This is a genomic window from Porphyrobacter sp. THAI-01a, from assembly GCF_056868655.1.
Window position 1 is genome coordinate 1772334 of record NZ_CP180579.1, and the last position, 26024, is coordinate 1798357.

Annotated in this window: 26 protein-coding genes, 3 tRNA genes and 1 other RNA gene; 10 read left to right on the forward strand and 20 right to left on the reverse strand. The window is 67.6% G+C overall.

All coding sequences use genetic code 11. The features are described from left to right. Positions 1–26: 26 nt before the first annotated feature. Positions 27–215 carry a hypothetical protein gene (locus ACMX37_RS08610; protein WP_088914187.1) on the forward strand — a complete coding sequence of 63 codons (189 nt, stop codon included), beginning with the start codon at positions 27–29 and terminating at the stop codon, positions 213–215. A 146-nt stretch (positions 216–361) separates the two neighbouring features. Here ACMX37_RS08610 and ACMX37_RS08615 read toward each other — a convergent pair whose 3' ends face one another. From ACMX37_RS08615 to efp, 5 genes are all read right to left on the reverse strand, one after another. Continuing rightward, on the reverse strand, positions 362–1684 hold the full coding sequence (locus tag ACMX37_RS08615; protein WP_483145536.1) for an amidohydrolase: 1323 nt from the start codon (positions 1682–1684) through the stop codon (positions 362–364). Positions 1685–1707: 23 nt separating this feature from the next. Then, positions 1708–3546, reverse strand: coding sequence for an SLC13 family permease (locus ACMX37_RS08620; protein ID WP_483145537.1), 1839 nt, complete (start codon positions 3544–3546; stop codon positions 1708–1710). A 68-nt stretch (positions 3547–3614) separates the two neighbouring features. Further along, positions 3615–3699: transfer RNA gene (locus ACMX37_RS08625), tRNA-Leu, on the reverse strand. 143 nt (positions 3700–3842) lie between these two features. Beyond that, positions 3843–4661: an inositol monophosphatase family protein gene (locus ACMX37_RS08630; RefSeq protein WP_483145538.1), complete on the reverse strand. Its 819-nt coding sequence runs from the start codon at positions 4659–4661 to the stop codon at positions 3843–3845. A gap of 97 nt (positions 4662–4758) precedes the next feature. After that, positions 4759–5322 (reverse strand): elongation factor P, encoded by a 564-nt coding sequence (gene efp, locus ACMX37_RS08635; protein ID WP_088914183.1) that lies wholly within the window; start codon positions 5320–5322, stop codon positions 4759–4761. A 195-nt stretch (positions 5323–5517) separates the two neighbouring features. Between efp and ACMX37_RS08640 the strand changes: the two genes are divergently transcribed. Together ACMX37_RS08640 and ACMX37_RS08645 are read left to right on the forward strand one after the other, a co-directional pair. Then, a complete protein-coding gene (locus ACMX37_RS08640; RefSeq protein ID WP_483145539.1) occupies positions 5518–5946 on the forward strand; it encodes an elongation factor P in 429 nt (142 codons plus the stop codon). Positions 5947–5968: 22 nt separating this feature from the next. After that, entirely contained in the window at positions 5969–6706 is a 738-nt protein-coding gene (locus tag ACMX37_RS08645) for a haloacid dehalogenase type II (RefSeq protein WP_483145540.1), read from the forward strand. Positions 6707–6720: 14 nt separating this feature from the next. On the opposite strand, the gene thiE is transcribed toward ACMX37_RS08645, so the two are convergent. The 7 genes from thiE to tkt all read right to left on the reverse strand — a co-directional run bounded on the left by thiE (position 6721) and on the right by tkt (position 13645). Then, positions 6721–7359: a thiamine phosphate synthase gene (gene thiE / locus ACMX37_RS08650; RefSeq protein ID WP_483145541.1), complete on the reverse strand. Its 639-nt coding sequence runs from the start codon at positions 7357–7359 to the stop codon at positions 6721–6723. Positions 7360–7418: 59 nt separating this feature from the next. Further along, a complete protein-coding gene (locus ACMX37_RS08655; protein WP_483145542.1) occupies positions 7419–8303 on the reverse strand; it encodes a fructose bisphosphate aldolase in 885 nt (294 codons plus the stop codon). A gap of 122 nt (positions 8304–8425) precedes the next feature. Then, entirely contained in the window at positions 8426–8878 is a 453-nt protein-coding gene (locus ACMX37_RS08660) for a PaaI family thioesterase (protein ID WP_483145543.1), read from the reverse strand. A gap of 2 nt (positions 8879–8880) precedes the next feature. Beyond that, positions 8881–9306, reverse strand: a complete 426-nt coding sequence (locus ACMX37_RS08665) for a YybH family protein (protein ID WP_483145544.1) — start codon at positions 9304–9306, stop codon at positions 8881–8883. Positions 9307–9308: 2 nt separating this feature from the next. After that, entirely contained in the window at positions 9309–10511 is a 1203-nt protein-coding gene (locus tag ACMX37_RS08670; protein WP_483145545.1) for a phosphoglycerate kinase, read from the reverse strand. 131 nt (positions 10512–10642) lie between these two features. Then, complete coding sequence (gene gap / locus ACMX37_RS08675; protein WP_483145546.1) at positions 10643–11650, reverse strand: type I glyceraldehyde-3-phosphate dehydrogenase; 1008 nt, start codon at positions 11648–11650, stop codon at positions 10643–10645. A gap of 15 nt (positions 11651–11665) precedes the next feature. Beyond that, complete coding sequence (gene tkt, locus ACMX37_RS08680; protein ID WP_483145547.1) at positions 11666–13645, reverse strand: transketolase; 1980 nt, start codon at positions 13643–13645, stop codon at positions 11666–11668. Positions 13646–13846: 201 nt separating this feature from the next. Between tkt and ACMX37_RS08685 the strand changes: the two genes are divergently transcribed. The 6 genes from ACMX37_RS08685 (at position 13847) to ACMX37_RS08710 (ending at position 16966) form a co-directional block, all read left to right on the forward strand. Beyond that, complete coding sequence (locus ACMX37_RS08685) at positions 13847–14062, forward strand: hypothetical protein (protein WP_483145548.1); 216 nt, start codon at positions 13847–13849, stop codon at positions 14060–14062. Positions 14063–14070: 8 nt separating this feature from the next. Continuing rightward, positions 14071–14547 carry a cell division protein ZapA gene (locus ACMX37_RS08690; RefSeq protein ID WP_483145549.1) on the forward strand — a complete coding sequence of 159 codons (477 nt, stop codon included), beginning with the start codon at positions 14071–14073 and terminating at the stop codon, positions 14545–14547. Between the two features lie 11 nt (positions 14548–14558). Next, positions 14559–14730, forward strand: a non-coding RNA gene (gene ssrS / locus ACMX37_RS08695) — 6S RNA. 222 nt (positions 14731–14952) lie between these two features. Continuing rightward, entirely contained in the window at positions 14953–15522 is a 570-nt protein-coding gene (locus ACMX37_RS08700; RefSeq protein ID WP_483145550.1) for a 5-formyltetrahydrofolate cyclo-ligase, read from the forward strand. Further along, on the forward strand, positions 15522–15776 hold the full coding sequence (locus ACMX37_RS08705) for a DUF2842 domain-containing protein (RefSeq protein ID WP_483145551.1): 255 nt from the start codon (positions 15522–15524) through the stop codon (positions 15774–15776). The genes ACMX37_RS08700 and ACMX37_RS08705 overlap by 1 nt, the downstream gene beginning before the upstream one ends. Positions 15777–15892: 116 nt before the next feature. Then, complete coding sequence (locus tag ACMX37_RS08710) at positions 15893–16966, forward strand: MBL fold metallo-hydrolase (protein ID WP_483145552.1); 1074 nt, start codon at positions 15893–15895, stop codon at positions 16964–16966. A gap of 18 nt (positions 16967–16984) precedes the next feature. On the opposite strand, the gene ACMX37_RS08715 is transcribed toward ACMX37_RS08710, so the two are convergent. The 6 genes from ACMX37_RS08715 to thyA form a co-directional block, all read right to left on the reverse strand. Next, positions 16985–17061, reverse strand: a tRNA-Asp gene (locus tag ACMX37_RS08715). 119 nt (positions 17062–17180) lie between these two features. Next, entirely contained in the window at positions 17181–17747 is a 567-nt protein-coding gene (locus ACMX37_RS08720; RefSeq protein WP_483145553.1) for a YdeI/OmpD-associated family protein, read from the reverse strand. 34 nt (positions 17748–17781) lie between these two features. Beyond that, entirely contained in the window at positions 17782–19134 is a 1353-nt protein-coding gene (locus tag ACMX37_RS08725) for a dihydrolipoamide acetyltransferase family protein (RefSeq protein WP_483145554.1), read from the reverse strand. 7 nt (positions 19135–19141) lie between these two features. Further along, positions 19142–20197, reverse strand: coding sequence for an alpha-ketoacid dehydrogenase subunit beta (locus ACMX37_RS08730; RefSeq protein WP_483145555.1), 1056 nt, complete (start codon positions 20195–20197; stop codon positions 19142–19144). Continuing rightward, positions 20194–21501, reverse strand: a complete 1308-nt coding sequence (locus ACMX37_RS08735) for a thiamine pyrophosphate-dependent enzyme (protein WP_483145556.1) — start codon at positions 21499–21501, stop codon at positions 20194–20196. The genes ACMX37_RS08730 and ACMX37_RS08735 overlap by 4 nt, the downstream gene beginning before the upstream one ends. A 113-nt stretch (positions 21502–21614) precedes the next feature. Continuing rightward, a complete protein-coding gene (gene thyA / locus ACMX37_RS08740) occupies positions 21615–22583 on the reverse strand; it encodes a thymidylate synthase (protein ID WP_483145557.1) in 969 nt (322 codons plus the stop codon). Positions 22584–22694: 111 nt separating this feature from the next. Between thyA and ACMX37_RS08745 the strand changes: the two genes are divergently transcribed. Further along, positions 22695–22771 (forward strand) — tRNA-Pro (locus ACMX37_RS08745). A gap of 317 nt (positions 22772–23088) precedes the next feature. On the opposite strand, the gene ACMX37_RS08750 is transcribed toward ACMX37_RS08745, so the two are convergent. Both ACMX37_RS08750 and ACMX37_RS08755 read right to left on the reverse strand, forming a co-directional pair. Beyond that, positions 23089–25455: an EAL domain-containing protein gene (locus ACMX37_RS08750; RefSeq protein WP_483145558.1), complete on the reverse strand. Its 2367-nt coding sequence runs from the start codon at positions 25453–25455 to the stop codon at positions 23089–23091. A 94-nt stretch (positions 25456–25549) separates the two neighbouring features. Next, the gene (locus tag ACMX37_RS08755) at positions 25550–26005 is read right to left on the reverse strand and encodes a DUF3429 domain-containing protein (protein WP_483145559.1); all 456 of its coding nucleotides are present in this window, start codon (positions 26003–26005) and stop codon (positions 25550–25552) included. Positions 26006–26024: the final 19 nt, after the last annotated feature.

Sequence of the window (26024 nt, forward strand, 5' to 3'; positions counted from 1 at the left end):
GGTGACATCACCCAGCGGAGAGTGACATGACCGAGACCGATACCCCCAAGACCGAGCCCGCCCGCGCCCGTGCGCTGCTCTCGACCGCCGACATGAAGCTCCTGCGCCGCGCGCTGGAAAGCCATGCCCGCGCGACCGAGGACCGCGAGGAGCTGGCCAAGATCAACGCCCTCCACCACCGCCTCGGCACCTACGTGCCCGCATCGGGCGAATAGGGGGCGAACAACCCGCTTTCACAGTTCTCCTGGGGAGGAGAAACGGCCGCCGGAATGCCTCCGCGAGGGGGCGCTCCGGCGGCCGAATTTATTGGCGGGACGCGAAAGTTCCTGGCGAAGCGAACGGGTCGGATGGATGACGCGCCCTACCCGCCCTTCTTCGCCATCAGATCCAGCGTCGCCGCCGTCAGCGCCTCGGTCGCTGTGGCGATCACCACCGGGGCATCGGGCGCCCAGAAGGGAGAATGCAGCGAGGGCAGCGACAGCTCGCCCTTCTGCGCCTTCTCCCAGCGGTCCTGCGGCACCCCGCCGACCCAGAAGATCAGGCTTTCGACATTCTCGCGGTCGGCCCGGTAGTACTGGCTGAAATCCTCCCCCGCCATCGCTGCCGGGACCTCCGAGACCCTGCCGGCAAAGCGCGCTTCGAGCCCGGACATCACCTTGGTGGTCAGCTCGGCGGTGTTGAAGGTCGCCGGCGTGTAGACCTGCTGCACGACCACGCGGGGCATCCTGTCCTCCGGCATCCCGGCGGCGACCGCCTCGCCCCTGGCGATCCGCGCGATCCCGTCCAGCAGGTGCTGGCGGGTCGTGTCGGCATAACTGCGCACGGTGATCTGGAGCCGGGCCTCGTCGGGGATGATGTTGTGCTTGGAGCCGGCCTGGAAGCTGCCGACGGTGACGACGGCAGGCTCCTGCGGGTCGATCTCGCGGCTCACCAGCGTCTGGAGGCGCATCACGATGCTGGAGGCGATAACCACCGGATCCTTGGTCGTATGCGGAGAGGCGCCGTGTCCGCCGATGCCGGGGACGATCACGTCGACCGTATCGACATTGGCGAGTGCGAAGCCGTTGGAATAGCCCAGATGCCCCGCCGGGGCCTGCGCCGAATCATGGAAGGCGAGCACGTAGTCGGGCTTGGGGAAGCGGGTGTAGAGCCCGTCGTCGAGCATCGCCTTGGCGCCCTCGCCGATTTCCTCGGCGGGCTGGAGGATCATCACCAGCGTGCCCGACCACTGGTCGCGCCGCTCGCTCAGCAGCTGCGCGGTGCCGACCCAGGCGGCCATGTGGGTGTCGTGCCCGCAGGCATGCATCACCCCGGTCTCGACACCCGTCGCGGGCACGGCGCGGCGCTTCGAGGCATAGGGGAGCCCGGTCTGCTCGATCACCGGCAGCCCGTCCATGTCCGCGCGCAGCATCACCGTGGGGCCCTCGCCGTTGCGCATGACCGCGACGACGCCGGTCCTGCCGACGCCCTCGGTCACCTCGAAGCCCAGCGCACGCGCGCGGGCGGCGAGCTTCTTCGCGGTCTCGACCTCCTGGAAGGACAGCTCGGGGTTGGCATGGAGGTCCTTGTATAGCTCGACCAGCGCCGGCAGGTCCGCCGCCACCGCATCGCGCAGCTCGTCCGCCTGCGCCGGCGCCGCCACCAGCGCGAGGGCGCTCGCCCCCGCCCATGCCCGTCGCTTCATCATCGCACTCCCCTTCCCCATCGTCACAAGCCGTACCACAGGACCAGCAGCACCGAGAGCACCGTCACCATCAGCGCCACCACCGGCAGGCCGGCGCGCACATAGTCACCGAATTCGTAGCCGCCCTCGGACATGATCAGGAGGTTGGTCTGATAGGCGATGGGTGTGGCGAAGGCGAGGTTGCAGCCGAACAGCACGGCCAGCACCAGCGGCTCGGGCGGAAGGCCGAGCTGCAGCGCGATGCTGTAGGCGATCGGCGTCCCGATCGTCGCGGCGGTGGCGTTGGAGGCGAAGTTCGTCAGCAGCGTCACGAACAGCATGATCGCCGAGAGCACCAGCGCGGGCGGCAGGTAGGCAAGGCCCAGCGAGAGCGCCTGCCCCAGCCACTCCGCCGCCCCGCTCTCGTCGATCACCCGGCCGATGGCGAGGCTCGCAGCGATCAGCACGATCACCTTGGCCGAGAGCGCGCGGCCCACGCGGTCGAACTTCACGCATCCGGTCACGAACATCGCGATCGCCCCGGCAAGCGCGGAGATCGCGATGGGGAGCTTGATCGGCGCATAGCCGCCCGCGCTGTCGAACCACGGCACACCGAGCGAGGCGGTGGAGATCGCCCCCAGCATGATCGCGCCGGCCAGCACCGCCTTCGAGCGGCGCGGCAGTTCGCGGGCACCCTCGAGCCGCAGCAGTCCGTCGCTGCGCGCGAAGCTCTGGAGGTCCTCCTCGATGCCCATCACCAGCAGCACGTCGCCCTCGAGGATCCTGAGATCGCCCGCCTCGCTGTAGATCTCGCGCTCGCCCAGAACGCGCGCCGGACGGTGGATGCCGAGCACCGCGACCCCGTAGAGATCGGCGATCCCCGAGCTTGCCAGGGTGCGGGTCACGAGGCGCGAATCGGCGGTGACCGTCATCTCGACGGCGACGATGTCCTCGCCCTTTGCCTTGGACACGCTGCGGATCCTGTCGAGCACCCAGGTCGGCGCGAGGTCGCCCTTGAGCGCGCGGGCGGCCTCCTCGATCGCCTCGTGGGTGCCCGAGATGTGAAGCCTGTGGTGGGGCGGCAGGGGCCCGGCAGGGGCATCGTGGACGGTGATCCCCTCGGGCAGCTTGGCGTGGACACTCGACAGGTCGCCGCCCGCCAGCGCGCCGCTCGCACCGACGCGCAGGCGGGTGTGGAAGATGCGCCGGGCATTGTCCGGCAGGACCGAGTTGTCAGGCAGCATCCGCGGCATCACCAGCCACAGGTAGGGCACCGCCACCAGCCCGGCCATCAGCACGATCGGCGTGAACTGGAACACCCCGATGGGAGCCATGCCGATGTCGTCGGCGATGCTGACCACGAGGATGTTGGTCGATGTGCCGATGGTGGTCGCCATGCCGCCCAGCAGCACCGCGGTGTTGATCGGCATCAGCACCTTCGAGGAGGCCATGAGCCCCTTGGCCGCGATGGCGACGACAATCGGGATCAGCAGCACCATCACCGGCGTGTCGTTGACGAACATCGACAGGAAGAACGCCAGCAAGAGCGCCGCAAGAAGCCCGATCTGGCCATTGAGGCGGAACACGTTTTCCAGCAGCCGCGCGAAGGGTTCGAGCGCGCCCGTGACCACCAGCCCCCGGCCCATGATCATCAGCGCGCAGATCGTGATCAGCGCCGAATGGCCGAAGCCCCCGAAGGCGAGAGCGAGGCCGTCGGTCGGCTTGGTGCCGGCCAGCGGCGCGAAGTAGAGCCCCACCCCGATCACCGCGATGGTGACGAGCGAGACGATCTCCTCGGGGTAGCGCCCCCGGGCGAAGCCGATGAACATGGCGATGGTCACCGCCATGGCCGCTATCGCGTGATAGGAGGGTGCTTCCAGCATGGCGTTGCCCGCAAGGCTAGCCACTGGTTGGCGCTGCGGGCAAGCGGTTTGTCGCTAACGCAAGTGGGTGGTGCCCCTGGCCAGACTCGAACTGGCACATCTTTCGATAACCGATTTTGAGTCGGTCGCGTCTACCAATTCCACCACAGGGGCCCCGGAGCGGACCGGGCGCCTCTAGCCCGCATTGCGCGCGGCATCAAGCATGACCCCGGCTGTTCCAAGTGGAACACCGCGACGGCAGCGGGACGGCGGGGCGATGACCGCGCAACGACCTGCCGATGACCGGCGCATGTTCGTCAGCGCAGCGCGCCCGCGAGCAGCTTGTGCAGCTTCGAGTGCAGCGCATCGTTCGCCGCCAGCACCTGCGCCGAATGGATCGCTTCCGAACGACCCCGGAAATCGGAGACGAAGCCGCCCGCCTCGCGCACCAGCAGACAGCCGGCGGCCGTGTCCCAATCGGACAGGCCGCTTTCCCAGAACCCGTCGAAGCGCCCCTGCGCCACGTAGGCCAGATCGAGCGAGGCGGCGCCGAAGCGGCGGATGCCTGCGACCTCGGGGCCGATGGCGCCGAAGATGCGGCTCCATTCGGTGAAGTCGCCGTGGCCGAAGAAGGGAATGCCCGTCGCGACCAGCGCGTCCGAGAGGCGCGAGCGGGCCGAGACGCGCAGGCGCGCATCATGCAGCCAGGCGCCGCGCGATTTCTCCGCCCAGAAGGTCTGGTCGGTGATCGGCTGGTAGACCACGCCGGCGACGACGTCGCCCCAGCCCTTGCCGTCGGGCCGCGGCTCCTGCGCGGCGATGCTGATGGCGAAGTGCGGGATGCCGTGGAGGAAGTTGCTGGTGCCGTCGAGCGGATCGACGATCCAGCGCGGCATGCCCGGATCGCCCTCGATCACACCCGCCTCTTCCATCACGAAGCCCCAACCGGGCCGCGCGGCGGAAAGCTCGTCATAGAGCGTGCGCTCGGCGCGCATGTCGGCCTTGCTGACGAAATCGGCCGGGCCCTTGCGGCTGACCTGGAGATGCTCGACTTCGCCGAAGTCGCGCCGCAGACGACCGCCCGCCTTGCGCGCGGCGCGTTCCATGACGCGGATGAGGCCGGAAATGGCTGCCATTGTTCAGTTCCTCGCCGTTCGCCTCGAGCGAAGTCGAGAGGCGTTTGCTCGGCGCTAGGGTGTCTCGACTTCGCTCGACACGAACGGAGCTTGACGCTCAGTTCGCCTTGCCGACGTAGGCCTGCTCGTAAACGTCGACCACGATGCGCGTGCCGCTCTCGATGTGCGGGGGCACCATGATGCGCACGCCGTTGTCGAGGATCGCGGGCTTGTAGCTCGAGGAGGCGGTCTGGCCCTTCACCACGGCGTCGGCCTCGACGATGGTCGCTTCGATCTGCGCGGGCAGTTCGACGCTGATCGGCTTCTCGTCCCACAGTTCGAGCATCACCTGCATCCCGTCCTGGAGGAAGGGGCGCGCGTCGCCGAGGAGGTCGCTGGGCAGGTTGATCTGCTCGTAGGTGTCCTGGTCCATGAACACCAGCATGTCGCCGTCTTCATAGAGGAACTGGAAGTCCTTGGTGTCGAGCCGCACGCGCTCGACCGTGTCGGCGCTGCGGAAGCGCACGTTGGTCTTGCGGCCGTCCTGCAGGTTCTTCATCTCGACCTGCATGTAGGCCCCGCCCTTGCCCGGCTGGGTGTGCTGGATCTTGGCGACCTTCCAGATGCCGCCTTCGTATTCGAGAATGTTGCCGGGGCGGATGTCGACGCCGCTGATCTTCATGGCTGTGGGCCTTTTTACGAGGTGGAAAGAGCGAGAGGGTGCGCCGCCGGACAGGCGCGGCACCCGCAAAGATGCGCGCCCATAGCCGAGCATGGTCCGGTCGGCAAGCGGGGCGGCACGCTCGCGGCACGGCGCGCCTGTCCTCGCGTGGTTAATGACATGGCGCAGGCGGTGCGGGGCTGGTAGGGGAGCCTCATGAAGATGCGCTACGTGTTCCTGCTTGTTCTCTCCGCCGCCGCGATGGCTGCCTTCCTTCCGGGCGATGTGCATGGCCAGGACCGCAAGGCCTCGCGTCCGGGCGGCAGCGCCGCCATGCCGAGCGGCGGGATGCTCGGCATCCTGCGCCACGGCAACTGGCAATGCGCGCTTCCCGGCGATGCGGGGGGCGAGGCCTTTGTCGAGGTGCCGGAGGAAGCCTTCCGCATCGGCACCGCCTCGAGCTACGAGAGCCCGGCGGGGGGCGGCATCTACCTGCTGCGCGGCACCGAACTTGTCTTCACCCGCGGCCCCAAGAAGGACGAACGCTTCCGCGTGCTGGGCGAGAACACGCTGAGGAAGCTCGCGCCCGACGGGAGCGACAGCAAGCTGATCTGCACCCGCATCGGCGGCAACAGCGGCGTCTGACACCGGGACCGGCAGAGCAAGGATGGCCGAACCCGCACTCAGCCGCACCCTGCCCAAGGCCCTCGCCTTCGACGTTTTCGGCACGGTGGTCGACTGGCGCACCAGCGTCGCGCGCGAATCCGCCCACTTCCTCGCGATGATCGGCGAGGATCCCCAAGACGCCGAGAGCTTCGCCGATGCCTGGCGGGGGCAATACATCGCGGCCATGATCGGGATGCGCAAATCGGGCCGGGCCTTCGTTCCGCTCGACGTGCTCCACCGCGAGATGCTCGAGACGGCGCTGCGCGAACGCGGCGTCGATGCGGCCCGGCTCGACGAGGCGCTGCTGGACGACTGGAACCGCGCCTGGCATCGGCTCGACCCGTGGCCCGATGCCGTGGAGGGCCTCACGCGGCTCAAGGCGCGGTTTCCGATCGTCACCTGCTCGAACGGCAATATCGCGCTGATCCTCGCCATGGCCCGCCGCGCCGGCCTGCCGTGGGACGCGATCCTCGGCGCGGAGGTGAGCGGCGCCTACAAGCCCGACCCCCGGGCCTATCTACACACCGCCGAGGTGCTGGGCCTTGCGCCGGGCGAGGTGTGCCTCGTCGCTGCGCATCACGGCGACCTCGCCGGCGCGCGGAATGCCGGACTGATGTGCGCCTATGTCGACCGGCCCGACGAGTATGGCGGGGCCCCTGCGCCCGATGCGCATCACGAACAGGCGTGGGAATGGTCGGCGACCAGCTTCACCGACCTCGCCGACCAGCTCGGTTGCTGACCGGCGGGTAGCCGCTATCCGCGCATGACCTTGGCGAAGGCCTCGATCGCCGCGACCTCGTCTCCGCCCCACACCGCGTGGCTGACTGCAAGGAAATCCGCCCCCGCCTCGACAAGCGGTTTGCAGTTGTCGGGCGTGATGCCGCCGATGGCGACGCAGGGGATCTCGAACAGCTGGGTCCACCAGCTGAGGAGTTCGGGAAGCGGGCGTTCGGCCTCGCCCTTGTCCTTCGTGCTCGACGGGAAGAACGCCCCGAAGGCGACATAATCCGCCCCCGCCTCGCCCGCTTCCATCGCGAGGTGGCGGCTGGCGTGGCAGGTGACACCGATCTGCGCCTCGCGCCCCAGTTCGGCGCGGGCATCCTTGGGCGAGCCGTCGTCCTGCCCGAGATGCACGCCGTCGGCCTTGATCCGCTTGGCGAGCGCGACCGAATCGTTGACGATGAAGGCCACGTCATGCGCGGCGCAGATCGCCTGGAGCGGCGCGGCGAGGCGGGCGGCCTCGTGCTGGTCCAGCCCCTTCACCCGGAACTGGAAGGCGGTGACGAGATCGCCATGCCGACGCGCCCCCGCCGCCAGCGCGCGCTCGAGCCGGGCGGGAAAATCCCCGCCGACATCGAGCGGGGAGATGAGGTAGAGCTGTGTCTGGGTCATGGGGGCGGTTCGCTAGCGGCTCGCGCCCCTGCTGTCACGCCCCCTTGCCCGCAGGCGCGTCAGACGCTCGCGCCCGCGATCTGGTCGATCGCCTTGCCGAGGACGGTGTTGAACTCCTCGTCCGACTGGCCCTTGCGCAGGTCCTGCAGCAGCCCGCGGCTGAAGCTCGCGATCATGCCGGGGTTCTGCGCCAGGCGCGCGCAGGCCTCGTCGGTCGAGAACCCGCCCGAGAGCGCGACGACGCGCAGCACCTTGGGGTGCGCGATCAGCGGCGCGTAGAGCCCGGCGGTCGCGGGGATCGAGAGCTTGAGCATCACCTGCTGGCCCTCGGGCAGGGCATCGAGGTGCTTCGTGATCTCGGCCAGCAGGATCGCCTCGCCCTCGGCGCGGTCTTCGGCGGTGATGTCGTATTCGGGCTCGATGATCGGCATGAGGCCCGCGGCGATGATCTGGGCGCCCACCTCGAACTGCTGGGCGACGATCGCGGCGATCCCGGCCGGGTTCGCGGCCTTGATCACCGAGCGCATCTTGGTGCCGAACATGCCGGCCGCGACCGACTTTTCCAGCAGCGCGGCGAGCTTGCCCATCGGCTTCATCAGCTGCACCCCGTCGGCCTCGTCGGCGAGGCCCTCGTCGACCTTGATGAAGGGCACGATGCCGCGCGCCTTCAGGGCATCGGCGGTCGGCTTGCCGTCGACCTCGCCGTCCATCGTCTTCTCGAACAGGATCGCGCCGATCACCTTGCCGCTGCCGAAGCAGGGGCTGGTGATGACGCGGGCGCGCATCGCGTGGATCTGGGCGAACATCTCGTCATCGCCCGACCACTCGCTGTCCTCGACCCCATAGCCCCGCAGCGCCTTGGGGGTCGAACCGCCCGACTGGTCGAGCGCGGCGATGAACCCCTGTCCGGTGGCGATGCGGTCGGTCATTTCACGGGTGTTCATGGCAAGCGTTCTCCAAGTCGCGAGAGGTGGTGTCGTGCGGCCCATCCGGTCTTTGCATAGGTATGCACAAGCCTTCGCGAGCGGCCTTAGCGAGGGCTTGCAGATGCTGCAACCGCGAAGAACTAGCGCTTCGACAGCCGCCGGATGATCCCGGTGAAACTGAGCGCCGGAATGCCGTCGCCGGTGACGAGGCCGCGCACGAAGATGGTCTTGCCCCCGCCCCGCGTCACCTCGCCGCGCGCCTCGACCAGCGCGCCGGACTGGACCGAGCCGAGGAAGTCGCCCGAGAGGTTCAGCGTCACCGCATGGTCGCCGTTCAGGGCATCGGTGGCGATGGCGAAAAGCGCGAAGTCGGCAAAGGTCAGCAGGCAGCCGCCGTGCATGAACCCGCCGCCGTTCATGTGCCGGCCCTCGGCGCGGAAAGCGGCCACGTAGCTCCCGTCCTCCTCGCGGCGGTAGAAGAACGGCCCGGAGCGCGTCTCGAAGGGATCGCCCTCCCAGAAGCGCCACCCTGCGAACTCGCCCGAATCCATCACCTTGAGGGCGCCGTAGGAGGTTTCGACCGCTTCGCTCATGTTCACTTCCACAATTGCAGCTTGCCGATGGCGGCGGCGATGCTGTCGTCGCTGTCGAGCCGCCCGAGGCTCCTTTCGGCGAGCTTCCACCCGCCGATCGTGCCCTTGCGCCACAGGTCGGTGACGAGGAAGCTGCCGGTCCAGGTCTTCTGCCCGAAGGCGAGTTCGAGCTCGGCCCCCGCGACGAACCAGGCGGACTTGCCCTGCGCGCGCACGATCACCTCGCGGAAGGTGAAGCGGGTGCAGGCAAAGGCGCGCTCCATCGCGGCGAGGAAGCTCGGGCGATCAAGCAGTTGCGGCGGAGTGCTGCCCGCCAGCATCATGAAATCGCGGGCCAGCAGCTTCTTCATTGCCTTGGCGTCGCCCGCCACCCAGGCGCGCATCAGGGTGAGCGCCAGAGCCTCGATCTCGGCTTCCTTCGCAGCCATGCTCAGGCTTCGAGCGCCGCCACGCCGGGCAGAACGCGGCCTTCCATCCATTCGAGGAAGGCGCCGCCGGCGGTCGAGATGTAGGTGAAGTCCTCCGAAGCCCCCGCATGGGCGAGCGCCGCGACCGTGTCCCCGCCGCCGGCGACGCTGGTGAGCGAGCCTTCGAGCGTCAATGCCGCCGCGGTGCGCGCCAGCGCGACGGTCGCGGCATCGAAGGGCTCGGTCTCGAAGGCGCCGAGCGGCCCGTTCCACACCAGCGTGCGGCAGGTCTTGAGCACGTCGGCCAGGGCTTCCACCGCCTGCGGGCCGAGGTCGAGGATCATCTCGTCCTCCGCAACCTCGTGGACGTTGCAGACCCGCAAGCTGGCCGGGTTGGCGGCGAATTCCTTCGCCACGACCACGTCATAGGGCAGGTGAACGGTGCAGCCGGCGTGCTCGGCCTCGTCCATGATCTTCGCGACCGTGGGGGCGAGATCGTGTTCGCACAGGCTCTTGCCGACATTCACCCCGCGCGCGGCGAGGAAGGTGTTGGCCATGCCCCCGCCGATGATGAGGTGCTGGACCTTGCCCACGAGGTTTTCCAGCACGGCGAGCTTGGTCGAGACCTTGGCCCCGCCGACCACCGCCGCGACCGGCTGTTCGGGCGCGCCCAGGGCGGCGTCGAGCGCCTTGAGTTCGGCTTCCATCGAGCGGCCTGCATAGGCGGGCAGGTGATGCGCGAGGCCCTCGGTGGTGGCATGGGCGCGGTGCGCGGCGCTGAAGGCGTCGTTGACGTAGAGCGTCCCGTGCGCCGCGATCGCTTGGGCAAGGTTGGGATCGTTCTTCTCCTCGCCCGGCCAGAAGCGGGTGTTGTCGAGAAGGCCGATGTCGCCCGGGCGCAGGATCGATTCCACCGCCTGCGCCACCACCGGCCCGGCGATCTCGGGGATGAACATGATCTCCTTGCCGATCACCTTTTCGACATCGCCGATCACCATACTGGTGGAGAGGGTCGAGGACCGCTGCCCGCCCGGACGCCCGAAATGCGCGAGCAGCAGCACCTTGGCCCCGCGCCCGGCGAGTTCGAGGATGGTGGGCTTTACCGCCTCCACTCGCGTCACGTCGGTGGCCGAGCCGTCCTTCATGGGAAGGTTGAGATCGACGCGCACCAGCGCGACTTCGCCGGTGAGGTCGGCGGGCAGATCATCGAGGGTCTTGAAGCTCATGGCCACGTTTCCGTTCGGTTCGAGCCCTTCGGCAGGGTCAGGATGAGCTGCCGACTTGGTCGTCAGTCGAGAACCGTTCGTGCCGAGGGGTGTCTCGACTTCGCTCGACACGAACGGTGTTGATGTAGGGATTACAGGAACTTCGCCACCACCCCGGCGGTGTCGATCATGCGGTTCGAGAAGCCCCACTCGTTGTCGTACCAGCTGACGACGCGGGCGAGCTTGCCTTCCATCACCGAGGTCTCGAGGCTGTCGACCGTCGAGGAGGCCGGATAGTGGTTGAAGTCCGAGCTGACGAGCGGCTGGTCGGTGTAATCGAGCACGCCCTTCATCGGGCCTTCCGCGGCCGCCTTAAGCGCAGCGTTGATTTCCTCGGCGGTGGTGTCGCGGCTCGGCACGAAGACGAGGTCGACCATCGAGACGTTCGGGGTCGGCACACGCACGGACGAGCCGTCGAGCTTGCCCTTCAGCTCCGGCAGCACCAGGCCGACAGCGCGCGCGGCGCCGGTGGTGGTCGGGATCATGTTCTGCGCACCGGCGCGGGCGCGGCGCAGGTCCGAGTGGATCTGGTCGAGCATGCGCTGGTCGTTGGTGTAGGAGTGGATCGTGGTCATGAAGCCGCGCTCGATCCCGATCGCGTCGTTCAGCACCTTGGCCACCGGCGCGAGGCAGTTGGTGGTGCAGCTCGCGTTGGAGATGATCACGTCCTCGGCCGTCAGGGTCTCGTGGTTTACGCCGTAGACGATGGTCTTGGACACGCCGGTCGCAGGCGCGGAGATGATCACGCGCTTGGCGCCTGCGGCCAAGTGCGGGCGGCTCGCTTCGTCCGACTGGAAGAAGCCGGTGCACTCGAGCACGATGTCGACGCCCATCTCGCCATGCGGCAGCTTGCCCGGATCGCGCTCCTTGGTCACCGCGATGCGCTTGCCGTTGACCACGATCGCATCTCCGTCGGCGGTGACTTCGCCGTTGAAGCGGCCGTGGATCGAATCGTGGGCGAACAGCAGCGCGTTGGCCTTGGCATCGGCGAGGTCGTTGATCGCGACCAGATCGAGATCGTGGTCGGTGCGCTCGAGGATGGCGCGGGCGACGAGGCGGCCGATGCGGCCGAAGCCGTTGATGGCGACTTTGGTAGCCATGAGAGGTACTCCTGCTTAGTTCTTGAGCTTGTTCAGGATTTGCGGAACGATACTCTCCGCGGTGAAACCGAAATGGGCAAACAGGTCGCCCGCCGGGGCGGACGCGCCGAAGCGGTCGAGGCCAATGGTGAGGCCGCCCGTGCCGGTGTAGCGCTGCCACCCGAAGGTGCTCGCCGCCTCCACCGAGACGATCAGCGCGTCAGCGGGCAGCAGGTCGGCACGGTACGCTTCCGGCTGATCGTCGAACAGTTCGGTGCAGACCATCGAGACGACATCGGTGCCCACGCCCTGTTCTTCCAGCTTCGCGGCGCAGGCGGCGGCGAGTTCGACTTCCGAACCGGTGGCGAGGATCACGACCTTGCGGGGCGCCTCGGCCGCCTTGAGGCGGTAGCCGCCCTTGGCCGAGAGATTTTCCGTCGATGCAGTCAGGCGCAGCTGCGGCAGGTTCTGGCGGGTCAGCGCGAGCACCGCCGGCCGGCCCTTCTGCGCCAGCGCGATCTCCCAGCACTCCGCCGTCTCGACCGCATCGCAGGGGCGCATCACCAGGAGGTTCGGCATCGCCCGCAGCGAGGCGAGGTGCTCGATGGGTTGGTGGGTCGGCCCGTCCTCGCCGAGGCCGATCGAATCATGGGTCATCACGTAGATCACCCGGGCGCGCTGGAGCGCCGAGAGGCGGATCGCACCGCGGGCATAGTCGGTGAAGACGAGGAAGGTGCCGCCGTAGGGGATCACGCCCCCGTGCAGCGCCATGCCGTTCATCGCTGCGGCCATGCCGAATTCGCGGATGCCGTAATAGACATAGCGGCCCGCATAGTCGTCACGCGTGAAGGCCCCGATACCGCCCGCGAGTGTATTGTTCGAGCCGGTGAGGTCGGCGCTGCCGCCGATCGTGTCGGGCAGGCGCGGATTGATCGCGGCGAGCGCGATCTCGCTGGCCTTGCGGGTGGCGATCTTCTGGGGCGCCTCGATCAGCCCGGCGATGTGATCGGCGAGGCTGAAGTCATCCGGCAGATCGCCCGCCATGCGGCGCTCGAACTCGGCCTTGTGCGGGCTCGCCTCGAGGTGTCCGGCCCAGGTGCCATGCGCCCGACGCCCGGGCTCGCCTGCGCCGCGCCAGTCGGCGAGGATCTCGGACGGCACCACGAAAGGTTCGTGCGTCCACCCCAGCGTCTCGCGGGCGGCGCTCACCTCGGCGGCGCCGAGCGGCGAGCCGTGGGTGGCGCTGGTGCCCTGCTTGTTGGGCGCGCCCTTGCCGATCAGCGTACGGCAGGCGACCAGCGAGGGCCGCGGGTCGGCCTTGGCCTCCTGCAACGCGCGCTCGATATCGGCGAAGTCGTGGCCGTCGCACTCCGTGACGTGCCAGCCTGTCGCGGCATAGCGCGCCTTGATGTCCTCCGAGGTCGACAGGTCGGTCGCCCCGTCGATGGTGATGCGGTTGTCGTCCCACAGTACGTTGAGATGCCCGAGCCCGAGGTGCCCCGCGAGCCCGATCGCCTCGTGGTTGATGCCCTCCATCAGGCACCCGTCGCCCGCGATCACCCAGGTGCGGTGGTTCACGAGGTCATCGCCATAGACCGCGTTGAGGTGCCGCTCGGCCATCGCCATGCCGACCGCCATCGCGAGGCCCTGCCCGAGCGGGCCGGTGGTGCACTCGACCCCCTCGAGCAGGAAGTTCTCGGGGTGACCGGCGCAGGGGCTGGTCAGCTGGCGGAAATTGCGGATGTCGTCGATCGTCGGCGCGGCGTAGCCGGTGAGGTAGAGCAGGCTGTAGATCAGCATCGAGCCGTGCCCCGCCGAAAGCACGAAGCGGTCGCGGTCGGCCCAGTTCGGGGCGGCGGGATCGAACTTGAGGTGGCCGGTGAACAGCACCGTCGCCACGTCGGCCATGCCCATCGGCATGCCCGGATGTCCCGAATTGGCTGCCTCGACCGCATCCATCGACAGGGCGCGGATGGCGTCGGCCATGGGCTTGAGGCGGGCGGCGTCGATGCTCATCGGCACGATATTCTCCTGGCTCGGCGACAGCGTCCGCTTTGCACGATTCGACCCCTGTCACGGTGCGCTGTGCCATTGCCGAGGCCAAGAGGGAGGTCAACCTCGCGCGCGCAGATCGCGCGCATCCGCCCTCGGCACACTTATCAACAGCCCGCCCCAAGCCTTTGCGCGTCATGATTTCTGTTGGTATCGGTAGCCATCATGACCGCCGAACGCATCGCAACCGCGCTGGCCCGTATCGAGAGCGCGATGGCGCGCATCGATGCGGCGCGGGAGGTGGCGGCGGGCGCGGACGGCAAGGTCGGCGGCGGCTCGGGACGGGTCGTGGAGTTGGTCAACGTCCACGAGAAGCTGCGCGAACAGGTCGCCGAATCCCTGCGCGAGCTCGATGATCTGCTCGCCCAGCTGGAGGATTGAGCCGCGCCATGAGCACCGTCACCCTCAGCATCGGCCCCAAGAGCTACACCATCGCCTGCGCCGACGGCGAGGAAGCGCACATCCGGGCGCTGGGCGCGATGATCGCCGAGAAATACGCCCAGCTGGGGCAGGCACGCGCGCCGCTCGAGGCGCAGAACCTGCTGTTCGCGGCGCTGTTCCTCGCCGACGAGCTGGCCGAGGCGAAGAAGCGGACGGCACCCGCACCCGCACCTGCTCCGTCCCCCGCGCCCGACACCGCCGAACTCGACGCCCTGCGCAAGACCGTCGCGCGGCTCGAGGCCGAGCTTGCCTCGGCGCGCAAGGCCCCGCCGGTCGCGCCTGCCGCCACCCCGCAATTCGACCTGTTCGGCGGCCCCGCCGCACCCTCCCCGCTGGCCGAGGACATGGCTGAGCGGCTCGAAGCCCTCGCCGCGCGCGCCGAGGCGAGCGCCGCCGCGCTTGAAGCTGCCGCCGCGAACGCCTAGATTGGCAAGTGGCGGGACTGCCCGGCACGAGCCGATTGAATATCCCTGAGGCTATAAGCAATCCATGGGAGCTGTCCCTGCCCCTGTCTGCCGGTCCGTCCGGAAGGCTCGGGTAAACGGCGCCCACCTGACGTTACTGGCGTCAGAGGATTTCGAGTGCAAACGACCCATGGTGGTTCCGCCACGTTCCTGATGCCCTACCGCTTCGCTGCTTGAGGGCTTGTTTGTTTTCCGCATCGCCTCCACGAGGCGGTTTCCTCGGGGGCACCGGCTCCTGCGGGGCCACACCTCCGGGCGCGCGGTCGCGCTTGCGGCCCTGCGGGCCGATTTTCGCTCCTCCTCCGTTCGGGCTGAGCTTGTCGAAGCCCTGCTTTTTCTTCACTGGCGCAGGCGGAAGGACACGCGATGACCAAGGACGAACTCCGCAAGAGCCTGCGCGCTGCGCGCAAGGCGCATGTCGACGCGCTGCCGGACAACCTGCGCGCGCTCATGTTCCACCGCCCGCCCGCCCCGCTGCTCGCGCGGATTCCGCAGGAGGCGACCATCGGCCTCTACCACGCCGGCCCCTTCGAGGCACCCGCGGCCGCCTATGCGCGCTTCTTCCGCGACGCGGGGCACGTGATCGCGCTCCCCCACTTCGCCGATCGCGCCGCGCCGATGACCTTCCGCCATCACACCGATCCCTACGCGCAGGAGGATCTCGAGGTGGGGCCCTTCGGCATCCTCCAGCCTGCCTCCGACGCCGAGGCGCTCATCCCCCACGTGCTGTTCGTCCCCCTCGTCGGCTTCACCGCCGATGGCGCGCGGCTCGGCCAGGGCGGCGGGCATTACGACCGCTGGCTGGCGGAACATCCCCCCGTCCTCGCCGTTGGGCTCGCATGGGACGCGCAATTGTGCGAAGCCCTGCCCACCGAACCGCACGACGTGCCGCTCAATGCAGTCGTCACGCCCACCCGGATCTACGGAAAGCCCTGATGCGCGAGACCCCGACCTGGCGAATCCCTTTCGGCATCGTCAGCCTCTTCTTCCTGCTGATGCTCTACGGCGTCACCATCGCGCGCTATGCGCCGGAGATCATCGGCCACTGGTCGGGCGGGGCGCAGACGGTGGTCTATGTGGTGCTGGGGCTGATCTGGCTGCTGCCCTTGCGGCGCTTCCTGATCTGGATGGAGACAGGCCGCTGGAGCCCCCCGCCCCCCGCCCCTGCGCCCGAGGAACCGCTGAGATAGACCTCGCAGGCTCTCGTCGCGCAGGCATCGCTGAACTCCTCTGACGCGCCCCGCTTGCCAGTCGTGCAGGCACCCCGCATAACCGCCCCCGGGGACGCGAACGGGGGAGAGTGACGATGAAGCGGATCGCGTTGGTCGCGGTTGCGGCGCTGGTGCTGGCAGGCGGTCTTGCCTGGACTTTCGGCAAGCAGGCCATCAGCGAGCGGCTGTTTCTTGCCGCGATCCAAGAGCGCGTCGGCGAAGATCCGTCGGCGGCGCTGCCGGATGGCCTCCATGTCTATGCCTGCGGGACGGGCTCTCCGCTGCACGATGCCGACCGCGCGGGGCCGTGCCTCGCGGTATTGGCCGGGCGCACGGGGCTCGTGTTCGATTCGGGCTCGGGTTCGGTCCGCAAGCTCGGCGCGATGGGCTTCCCGATGGAGCGGCTGGATGCGGCGTTCCTCACCCACCTCCACTCCGACCATATCGACGGACTGGGCGAACTGCTGCTGCAGGCGTGGATGGCGGGACGGCGCGGCGCGCCGCTTCCCGTCCACGGCCCGCCGGGCACGAGCGCCGTGGTCGATGGCTTCGCGGCGGCATATGCCACCGACCGCGGCCTGCGCATCGCCCATCACGGCCCCGCCGTCGCCCGCCCGGGCGGCTTCGGCGGCGCCCCGCGCGAATTCGTGCCCGAGGCGCTGGACGGCAGCGTGGTCTATGCCGCCAACGGCGTCACCGTCACCGCCGCGCGCGTGCCGCACGATCCGGTGAAGGACGCCTTCGCCTATCGCATCAGCTATGGCGGGCGTTCGGTGGTGATCAGCGGCGACCTCAGCAACCATCCCCCGCTTGCCGCCTTCGCGCGCAGCGCGGACGTGCTGTTCCACGAGGCGCTCAATCCGAAGCTGGTGGGCGAGATCGGCAAGCAGGCGGCGAAGAACGGGAACCGCGACGTCGCCAAGATCATGGCCGACATCCCCTCCTATCACGCCACGCCCGAGCAGGCCGCCGCCATCGCCGAGGACGCGGGGGTGAAGGCGCTGGTGTTCTACCACGTCATCCCCGGCCCGCCCGTGTGGTTCCTCGAGCCCGCCTTCCTCGGCGAGGCGCGCAGCCGCTTCGGCGGCGCGATGCGGATCGCCGATGACGGGTTGATCGTCAGCCTGCCGGCACAGGCCGACAGCATCGCTTACGATCAGGTTCTGTAGGGTAAGAAAGGGCAGCAATGGCGCGAGTGACGGGGCTCGAACCCGCGACCTCCGGCGTGACAGGCCGGCGCTCTAACCGACTGAGCTACACCCGCGCACTGCTTGCCCAGGAGCGTTCCGGCGATGCCGTCCCGCTCGTGGAGCGCCGCCATTAGGGCCGGTGCACCGGGCTGTCAACGGCCCAATCGGCAAAATTTCGGGGTGGCTGCAAGCTTCAGCACTTATCGTACTTCCAGTTGCGCTTGCGGCCCTCGGCGAGCCATTCGATCGCCTGTGCGACCCGGCCCGCGCGGGTCTCGGCCCGCTTCGCCCCGGTGATCCATTCGATGTATTCGCGCCGGTGCGAGGGGGCGAAGCCGTCGAACACCGCGCGCGCCTGCGGGGCGGCATCGAGGGCGGCGGCAAGATCGGACGGCACGGGCAGTTCGGGCTTCGGTGCACGCTTCGGCCGCGGCGTGCCGAGCGCCGCCGCTCCCGCCCGGATTCGCGCAACGAGTTCCGCGTCGGGCGGCAGGTCGGCAAGGCTTGCTAGCTTGCCGAGCGAGCCCATGCCCTCGCCCGACTGGTCCTCGTGGTGGATGACGACCGCGGCGTGCGCCTTGAACGCCGCCAGCCCCACGACATTGCGCCCGCCGAGGATGAAGTGCGGCATCCCCCACTTGATGCCTTCCTCCGCCTCGGGCAGCGCCTCGTGCACCAGCGCGCGCACATGCGCGAGGATGGGCTGCGCGAAAGCGGCTGCCTTCGCGATGTAGTCGTCGATGCGCGGATCGCGGGTCATGCCGGCTCCTTCCTCGGCGCCGACACTACCGCATTCAGTCGACCAGCAGAAGCGCCGGCGTCTCGATCAGCTTCTTCACGCCCTGGACGAAGCTCGCCGCATCGTGCCCGTCGACCACGCGGTGATCGCAGGAGATCGAGATGTTCATCAGCTTGCGCTTGGCGATGCGCTCGCCGCCCATGCCGTCGGGGACGAACATCGGGCGCTCGACGATGCGGTTGGGGCCGATGATCGCCACTTCCGGGCGGTTGATCACCGGCGTCGTCGCCACCCCGCCGAGCGGCCCCAGCGAGGTGACGGTAAGGGTGGAGCCCGAGAGCTCCTCCGAGGTCGCCTTGCCGCTGCGCGCAGCCTCGGCGAGGCGCCCGATCTCGCGCGCGAGCTGCCACAGGTTCTTGGCCTGCGCGTCACGGATGACCGGCACCATAAGCCCCGAACCGGTCTGCGCCGCCATGCCGAGATGCACCGCACCGTAGCGGGTGACGATCCCCGCCTCGTCGTCGTAGCGCGCGTTGATCATCGGGTATTGCGGGATCACCTTGCAGATTGCGGTGATGAGCAGCGGGAGCATGGTGAGCTTGGGCCGCTCGCCCCGCGCCGCGTTGAGCTGCGCGCGCAGTTCCTCGAGGTCGGTGACGTCGCACTCCTCGACATAGGTGAAGTGCGGGATGTGGCGCTTGGCCGCGGCCATGTTCTGGGCGATGCGCTTGCGCAAGCCGATGACCTTGATCGTCTCGTCGGCCCGAGCCTTGCCGGCCGCGCCGAAGCCGCCGTTGTAGGCGAGGAAGGCGTCGAGATCGGCATGGCGCACTCGGCCGTCGGCGGCGGGCTTCACTTGCGCAAGGTCGATCCCGAGGTCCTTCGCACGCTGGCGGACGGCGGGGGAAGCCAGGACCTTCACATCCGTTCGTGCTGAGCTTGTCGAAGCACTGTTCTTCTCTTCGGAAGAAGAGTGCAGCCCTTCGACAGGCTCAGGGCGAACGGTAGATTGTGAAACAGTAGCCGCCGCATCCTCCTGGTCGCTGGCGTCCGAGGTCTCGACCTCGATCCGCTCGGCAACCTCATCGGAGGTCGGCGCATCGGACATCTCGTCCTCGATCTGCTCCGCAGCGGCTTCGGCTTCCGCTTCGGTCACCTCGCCCTCGCCTTCGGTCTCGATCACCAGCAGCATCGCGCCGATGGCGATGGTGTCGCCCACCTCGCCCGCAAGCTGCGTGATCACGCCCGCGACAGGGCTTTCGATATCGATCGTCGCCTTGTCGGTCATCACATCGACGAGGTGCTGGTCCTCCTCCACGCGGTCACCGACCTTGACGTGCCACTCGACGACCTCCGCCTCGGCAACGCCCTCGCCCACGTCGGGCATGTTGAATGTGAACTTAGCCATCCTGGGGTCAGTCCTTCAGAAGCTTGTCGATGGCCTCGCCGATGCGGACGGGGCCGGGGAAATAGGCCCATTCGAGGCTGTGGGGATAGGGCGTGTCGAAGCCGGTGACGCGCTCGACCGGGGCTTCGAGGTGGTAGAAGCAGCGTTCGGTGACGAGGGCGGAAAGCTCGGCGCCGAAGCCGCTCGTGCGGGTCGCTTCGTGGACAATCAGGCAGCGTCCGGTCTTTTCCACCGACGCCTCGATCGCCTTGATGTCGAGCGGCACGAGCGTGCGCAGGTCGAGGATTTCGGCGTCGACGCCCTTGGCCTTGCAAACCGCCTCGGCGACATGGACCATCGTACCGTAAGCGAGCACGGTCAGCGCTTCGCCTTCCTGCACGATGCGCGCCTTGCCCAGCGGCACCTTGTAATAGCCTTCGGGCACCACCGAATCCGGGTGCTTCTTCCACGGCTCCACGGGCTTGTCGTAATAGCCCGAGAACGGCCCGTTATAGATGCGCTTGGGCTCGAAGAAGATCACCGGATCATTATCCTCGATCGCGGAAATCAGCAGGCCCTTGGCATCGTGCGGCGTGCTGGGGATGACGGTCTTGAGGCCGGCGACATGGGTGAACAGCGCCTCGGGGCTCTGGCTGTGGGTCTGGCCGCCGAAGATGCCCCCGCCGAAGGGCGAACGCACGGTGAGCGGGGCGATGTAGTCCCCCGCCGAACGGTAGCGCAGGCGCGCGGCCTCGCTGATGAGCTGGTCGAGACCGGGATAGATGTAATCGGCGAACTGGATTTCCGGCACGGGGCGCAGGCCATAGGCCCCCATGCCGACCGCCACGCCGATGATCCCGCATTCGCTGATCGGCGTGTCGAACACGCGGGTCTTGCCGTGCTTGGCCTGCAGGCCCGCGGTCGCGCGGAACACGCCGCCGAAATAGCCCACGTCCTCGCCCATGATGATCACGTCGGGATCGCGTTCGAGCATGATGTCGAGCGCTTCGTTTATCGCCTCGATCATGTTGAGGCGGCGTTCCTCCAGAACGGCGTCGCCCACGGTGGCTGGTTGCTCGCTCATCCGAAGGGCCTTTCCGTGCCGAACTTGGTGATGCGTTCGCGGATCGCCTGCTCGGCCTGCTCCTTGAGGTGCCAGGGCAGCTCCTCGTAGACATCCTCGAACATGGTGTGGAACGGGTGGTGGAGGCCGTGGCCGAGGATGCCGTTCTTCTCGGCCTCCTTGGTGGTCGCCTTGACGGTCTCCGCGCAGTGCAGGTCCATCGCTGCCTGCCGTTCCTCGTCCCATTCGCCGAGCGCGATGAGGTGGTTCTTGAGCCGGTTGATGGGATCGCCCAGCGGCCACTCCTCACGCTCCTGTGCCGAGCGGTAGCCCGATGGATCGTCCGAGGTGGAGTGGCCTTCCGCCCGGTAAGTGAAGTATTCGATCAGCGTCGGCCCGTGATTGCCGCGGGCGCGGTTGGCGGCCCATTCGGCGGCCGCGTAGCAGGCGAGCGCGTCGTTGCCGTCGACCCGCAAGGCGGCGATGCCGTAGCCCAGACCGCGTGCCGCGAAGGTGGTGCGCTCGGCCCCGGCAAAACCGCTGAAACTGCTGATCGCCCACTGGTTGTTGATCACGTTGAGGATCACCGGCGCGTTGTAGACCGCCGCGAAGGTGCAGGCGGAGTGGAAGTCGCCTTCCGCAGTCGAACCCTCGCCCACCCAGCTTGCCGCGATGCGGCTGTCGCCCTTCACCGCACTTGCCATCGCCCAGCCCACCGCCTGCGGGCACTGGGTGGCAAGGTTGCCGGAGATCGAGAAGAAGCTGTGCTCGCGGCTCGAATACATGATCGGCAGCTGGCGGCCCTTCAGCTTGTCGGCCTTGTTCGAGTAGATCTGGTTGATCATCTCGATCAGCGGATAGCCGCGAGCGATCAGGATTCCCTGCTGGCGGTAGGAAGGGAAGATCATGTCGTCGCTGGCGAGCGCCATGGCGGGCGCGATCGAGGTCGCCTCCTCGCCGGTGCACTTCATGTAGAAGCTGGTCTTGCCCTGGCGCTGCCCACGGAACATCCGCTCGTCGAAGGCGCGCACCATCGCCATGTGGCCGAGCATGGTGCGCAGCGTCTCCGGATCGAGACGGGGGTTCCAGGGGCCGTGGGCGAGATCGTCGTCACCCAGCACGCGCACGAGGCCATAGGCAAGGCCCGCCATCCGCGAAGGGTGGATGCTCTCGTCGGGGCGGGGCTGGTCGCCGGGGGCGCCGATGTCGATGTGCGAGAAATCCGCAGCGTCGCCGGGGCGGTATTTCGGCTCGGGAACGTGGAGCGCGAGGCCCGCGCGGTTGCTGTCAGCCGGGTTTGCCGGGTCGGCCCTGTGGTCGGCCATGTCGCGCGCGTCTCCCCTCGCCATGCCCCCGCAGACTCGGGTGCAATCATTGCTTGAATACGTATTTTTATTTCACCGCCGGGGAGCGGTCAAGCACGGTCGCGGGCGCGCGGTCACACCGCAACAGGGGCGCTGATCGGGGGCAACGGCGCGTAATCATGCACCACGAAATCCTCGATCCCATATCCGAAAATTGTTTCGGGCCTGCGGAGGATCTCGAGGCGGGGCTGGCCCTGCGGCTCGCGCGCGAGCTGCTCCTCGATGAGGTGGGCGTGGTTCAGATAGAGGTGCACGTCGCCCCCCATCCACACCAGCTCGCCCGGCTCCATGTCGACCTGTTGCGCGATCATGCGGGTCAGCAGCGCCGCCGACCACAGGTTGAACGGCAGGCCCAGCGCCACGTCGCAGCTGCGCTGGTAGAGAAGGCAATTGAGGCGCGCCTCCGCCCCCTCCCCCGCGACATGGAACTGGTAGGTCTTGTGGCAGGGCGGCAGCGCCATGCGGTCGAGCTCCGCGACGTTCCACCCTTCGATGATGTGGCGGCGGCTGCCCGGGCTGGTGCGCAGCGATTCGATCACCTGCGCAACCTGGTTGATGCCCTCGCCCTTCTCGTAGAGCCCGTCGGGGCGGTAGCGCCAGGTCGGCCAGTCGACCCACTGCTTGCCATAGACCGGCCCGAGATCGCCCCAGCGCCTGGCGAAGGCTTCGTCCTCGGCAATCCGCTGAACGAAATCGTCAAGGCTGACCTGTTCGCCCGTCTCGCGCACGTAATTGGCGTGGGGCCACTCGTTCCAGATCTTCACGCCCTGCAGCACCAGCGGGCGGATGTTGGTCTCGCCTGTCAGGAACCACAGCAATTCGCGCGTCGCGGTCTTCCAGTAGACCCGCTTGGTGGTGAGCAGCGGCATCGCGCCTCCGCCGAGGTCGAATCGCAACACGCTGCCGCACACCGAGCGCGTCCCCACCCCGGTGCGGTCGATCCGCTCGCTGCCGGTCTCCCAGATCTGCCGCATGAGATCGAGATATTGCTGTTCGGGATGGGGAGAAACCTTGGCGGGAAGGGGATTCGCAGCACTGGCCATGACCCGGACTATAGGGCGCATTTGAGCGCTTGCCACCATGCCAATCCACACCTATAGGGCGCGCCTTGCCTCGATCCGCAGGGGCTTTCGACCCAGCGGAGCCGACACGGTCGGGGAGTAGCTCAGCCTGGTAGAGCACTGTCTTCGGGAGGCAGGGGCCGGAGGTTCGAATCCTCTCTCCCCGACCAATTTCGCGCAAGCCGGACATTTGCGAAGAACAGTTCCGGGAATGGTCCGCAATCTGTGAAAGACCGGTGCTGGCTCTTCGCGATTAACCATGATTCGCGCGGATTGCGCCGTCGTTGGCAGGGCGGATCAGCTGCGTGGCGATCCCCCGCAAATTCCAGCATAAACGAAAAAAGCCCCGGTTTCCCGGGGCTTACTCTTGACTTTGAAGTCAGCGGATTAGCGAACGCCACCCGCGTTGGTGATCCATTCCCACATAAAAACCTCCTACCAGCGACCATTGCGCTCGAGAGGTTCTATAGCACATAATTAACCTTAATCAAACGTTAAGTGCGATCCGCCTGTCTCCCATCATGGCGAGCAGTTCGGGCATTGTGATCGCCTGCGAGAAAAAATATCCCTGCGCCTGATCACAGCCCATTGCCTTGAGCTCGGCCAGGACCGCAGCGTCCTCCACGCCTTCGGCGACCACGATCTTGCCTAGGGAATGGGCGATCTCGATGGTCGCCCGTACCACCGCCCGGCTTTCCTCCGAGGTCGCCATATGCTGCACGAAGCGCTTGTCGATCTTCAGTTCGGAGCTCGGCAGCTTCTCGATGTATTCCAGATTCGATTCGCCGGTCCCGAAGTCGTCGATCGATAGCCCGATCCCCCGCGCCTTGAGCGCGGCGATCTGCGGGGCGATGCGGTGATCCTCCAGCTTGGCGGTCTCGGTCAGTTCCAGCGTCAGGTTCTCGGCCGGGAAGCCGTAGCGGCCCAGCAGAGTCATGATGTCGAACAGAAGATGCGTGTCGGACAGGCTCTTGGCCGACATGTTGACGGCCAGCTTGAAGCGCGGGTCGAGCGCGATCGCCTGCTTGGCCTCGAGCAACGCGCCTTCCATCACCACCAGCGTGAGTTCGTTGATCCGGTCGCCCGCCTCGGCGGCAAGCACCAGGTCCTGCGCGTTGACGAACTCACCGCCTTCGGGTCGCCAGCGGATCAGCGTCTCCGCACCGACGATCCGGCCCGAGGCGAGATCGACCTTCGGCTGGTAGGCGACCCCGATGTCGCGGTCGCGCAGGCCCTTTTCGAGCAGGCGGATCATCCCGAGCCGATGGTTGCGCGCCTCGAGATAGGCGGCATCATTGATGATGAAACGCACCCCGCGAGTCGCCGCCTCGTCGGCGGCCTGCATCGCCTTCTTGATTCGCTGGCTGATCGGCAGAGCGTAGTTGATGTCGATGCCGAGCGCCGGCGCACTGTTGGTCGATTGCCAGTCGTAGCTGATCGCGGTCTTGAGCATCAGCGCAAGGCCGTCGGCATGGCGTTCGAGGCTGACCGCATCCATGCGGGGCGCGAACCACACCAGCACGTCGCGCTCGAAGGCGATATCGGCGACCTCGCCCGGTTCCTTGACGTATGCGATGAGACTGTTCACGAACTCGCCGAGTTCGCGCTCGCTCCATTCTTCGGAAATCTCCGACAGATTGGAGATCTTGAGCGCATAGACGTCGCGGCCCGAATTGGTCCGGTCGAGGCTGAGCGCCGAGGTGGTCATCGCGTCGACATCGCCGCTATAGTACTTCTTCGTGATCCGGTGGAAGCCGAAGCCCGCGACGCCGAGGGCAAGCAACCCGGACATGATGTCGATGCTGACGGCAGTCTCGTCGAGCACGAATGTGACCGCAAGCAAACCACCAGCCGTGCACCACAGGACACGGGACGAACGGGTGCGCCGCAGTGCAACCACGACAATGGCGACAGCACCGGCCAGCAAGGCAGGATACCAGTAGAGGTCGACAGGAGTGCCGCGCTTGAGCGTATGAGCACCGATCACATGCAGCGTCGCCCCGGGAAACCGGCCATAGACCGGATGCTCGAACACATCGGCCGACGCGATGTAGGCCTCCCCGATGATGACCCTCTTGCCTTTCAGCTCGGCCTTTCCGACCCGGCCGCGCAGGACATCGGCATAGCTGTATTTCGGCAGGGTGCGGACATCGATCGCCAGGTCCGGCCGAAAACGTCGGGGTTCGCCTTTGTACCCACTGAGAACGGCCGCGATCGCCGGATACCGGATTCCGCTGGTCTCAACCTCGGTGGGAATTCTCGCCCCGAGCCGGAACGGCGAGGCCTGGAACACCATGGAGGCCGCATCAGCGTAAGGCCGAAACGCCTGGTGCGGAAGAATCTCATCGACCTTGCGGAAGGGTCTCGTCTCCTCGGGCACCATGCCGAGCCAAACCTTCCCTCGATAGCGCTCAAGCGTTCGGGCGAATTGCGCGTCGCTCTCGGGCGTCTGAGGGTCGGCGTGGACCCGGTCCCACACGATCTGGTCGACCCCGGCGGCAACCAGCCGGTCCATCAGTTCGCTGTCCTCGAACCGCGAAGGCATCCCCTTGCCGATCTCGTTGAGAGAGGCGTCATCGAGCGCAATCAATACGATGTCCTGCGGCGCAGGTCTCGCCCTGACGTAGGCACGCATCACGCGGAAGGCATCCTCGGCCGGAAGGGGCAGATCGATCGCGCCCGAGGTCAAACCGAGTCCGATGGCGAGCACGGCCACCTTGATGCGCTTGCGCAGGACGATGTCCGTGCCCGAGCGGCCTTCCAATTCTCTCGCAGATACAGGAACTTGTCCGCCGGTTCTGCCGAACGTGCGCCGGATCCTGTCGGCCAGTGACTTAAGCGAGGCAATGATCAAGCGCGATGTCCCGTGGGGAAACCCAAGCTTCTCCCTAGGGTATGGTGGTTAATTCATCGCAAACGGGCCGCCCTCGCGCTTGTCCGCACGCGGGTCACAGCACCTGCGGCGCCAGAAGTCCAAGCCCGATCGTCAGCCCGCCGAGACCGAGCGATAGGTGCCAGCGCAGACGCAGGAAACCCGGCCCGGCAAAGCCTAGGGCGCGGTCGACAAGCGGCGAGAGCAGGATCAGCGCGCCGAGGTAGAGCATCGCCGGTCCGGGCCAGTCCCAGCCGAAAGTCCAGGGCAGGAACAGCGCCACAGCGATCAGGCTCGGGAGCACGGCGAGTATATAGGGACCCGTGCCCGCCCGCCCGTGTCCGAGCGCCTGTCCCCACCATACACCGCCAAGAAAGCTGAAGATCGCCGCCGCATAGGCGAAGCCCCCGGCAAGCGCCGAATAGCGCCATTCGTGGCCCGTCAGGATCAACGCGATGCAGATGATCTGCGGCAGCAGCCCGGCATAGCCGAGCGCCCGCGCTGCGGGTGAAAGCGAGGTCTGTCCGTCCATGCGGGCACAAACCGGCAGC

What these genes read in the sequence shown, in the direction of transcription:
- ACMX37_RS08610 (WP_088914187.1), top strand. Translation starts at nt 27, where the DNA reads ATGACCGAGACCGATACCCCCAAGACCGAGCCCGCCCGCGCCCGTGCG.
- ACMX37_RS08615 (WP_483145536.1), bottom strand. Translation starts at nt 1,684, where the DNA reads ATGAAGCGACGGGCATGGGCGGGGGCGAGCGCCCTCGCGCTGGTGGCG.
- ACMX37_RS08620 (WP_483145537.1), bottom strand. Translation starts at nt 3,546, where the DNA reads ATGCTGGAAGCACCCTCCTATCACGCGATAGCGGCCATGGCGGTGACC.
- ACMX37_RS08630 (WP_483145538.1), bottom strand. Translation starts at nt 4,661, where the DNA reads ATGGCAGCCATTTCCGGCCTCATCCGCGTCATGGAACGCGCCGCGCGC.
- efp (WP_088914183.1), bottom strand. Translation starts at nt 5,322, where the DNA reads ATGAAGATCAGCGGCGTCGACATCCGCCCCGGCAACATTCTCGAATAC.
- ACMX37_RS08640 (WP_483145539.1), top strand. Translation starts at nt 5,518, where the DNA reads ATGAAGATGCGCTACGTGTTCCTGCTTGTTCTCTCCGCCGCCGCGATG.
- ACMX37_RS08645 (WP_483145540.1), top strand. Translation starts at nt 5,969, where the DNA reads ATGGCCGAACCCGCACTCAGCCGCACCCTGCCCAAGGCCCTCGCCTTC.
- thiE (WP_483145541.1), bottom strand. Translation starts at nt 7,359, where the DNA reads ATGACCCAGACACAGCTCTACCTCATCTCCCCGCTCGATGTCGGCGGG.
- ACMX37_RS08655 (WP_483145542.1), bottom strand. Translation starts at nt 8,303, where the DNA reads ATGAACACCCGTGAAATGACCGACCGCATCGCCACCGGACAGGGGTTC.
- ACMX37_RS08660 (WP_483145543.1), bottom strand. Translation starts at nt 8,878, where the DNA reads ATGAGCGAAGCGGTCGAAACCTCCTACGGCGCCCTCAAGGTGATGGAT.
- ACMX37_RS08665 (WP_483145544.1), bottom strand. Translation starts at nt 9,306, where the DNA reads ATGGCTGCGAAGGAAGCCGAGATCGAGGCTCTGGCGCTCACCCTGATG.
- ACMX37_RS08670 (WP_483145545.1), bottom strand. Translation starts at nt 10,511, where the DNA reads ATGAGCTTCAAGACCCTCGATGATCTGCCCGCCGACCTCACCGGCGAA.
- gap (WP_483145546.1), bottom strand. Translation starts at nt 11,650, where the DNA reads ATGGCTACCAAAGTCGCCATCAACGGCTTCGGCCGCATCGGCCGCCTC.
- tkt (WP_483145547.1), bottom strand. Translation starts at nt 13,645, where the DNA reads ATGAGCATCGACGCCGCCCGCCTCAAGCCCATGGCCGACGCCATCCGC.
- ACMX37_RS08685 (WP_483145548.1), top strand. Translation starts at nt 13,847, where the DNA reads ATGACCGCCGAACGCATCGCAACCGCGCTGGCCCGTATCGAGAGCGCG.
- ACMX37_RS08690 (WP_483145549.1), top strand. Translation starts at nt 14,071, where the DNA reads ATGAGCACCGTCACCCTCAGCATCGGCCCCAAGAGCTACACCATCGCC.
- ACMX37_RS08700 (WP_483145550.1), top strand. Translation starts at nt 14,953, where the DNA reads ATGACCAAGGACGAACTCCGCAAGAGCCTGCGCGCTGCGCGCAAGGCG.
- ACMX37_RS08705 (WP_483145551.1), top strand. Translation starts at nt 15,522, where the DNA reads ATGCGCGAGACCCCGACCTGGCGAATCCCTTTCGGCATCGTCAGCCTC.
- ACMX37_RS08710 (WP_483145552.1), top strand. Translation starts at nt 15,893, where the DNA reads ATGAAGCGGATCGCGTTGGTCGCGGTTGCGGCGCTGGTGCTGGCAGGC.
- ACMX37_RS08720 (WP_483145553.1), bottom strand. Translation starts at nt 17,747, where the DNA reads ATGACCCGCGATCCGCGCATCGACGACTACATCGCGAAGGCAGCCGCT.
- ACMX37_RS08725 (WP_483145554.1), bottom strand. Translation starts at nt 19,134, where the DNA reads ATGGCTAAGTTCACATTCAACATGCCCGACGTGGGCGAGGGCGTTGCC.
- ACMX37_RS08730 (WP_483145555.1), bottom strand. Translation starts at nt 20,197, where the DNA reads ATGAGCGAGCAACCAGCCACCGTGGGCGACGCCGTTCTGGAGGAACGC.
- ACMX37_RS08735 (WP_483145556.1), bottom strand. Translation starts at nt 21,501, where the DNA reads ATGGCCGACCACAGGGCCGACCCGGCAAACCCGGCTGACAGCAACCGC.
- thyA (WP_483145557.1), bottom strand. Translation starts at nt 22,583, where the DNA reads ATGGCCAGTGCTGCGAATCCCCTTCCCGCCAAGGTTTCTCCCCATCCC.
- ACMX37_RS08755 (WP_483145559.1), bottom strand. Translation starts at nt 26,005, where the DNA reads ATGGACGGACAGACCTCGCTTTCACCCGCAGCGCGGGCGCTCGGCTAT.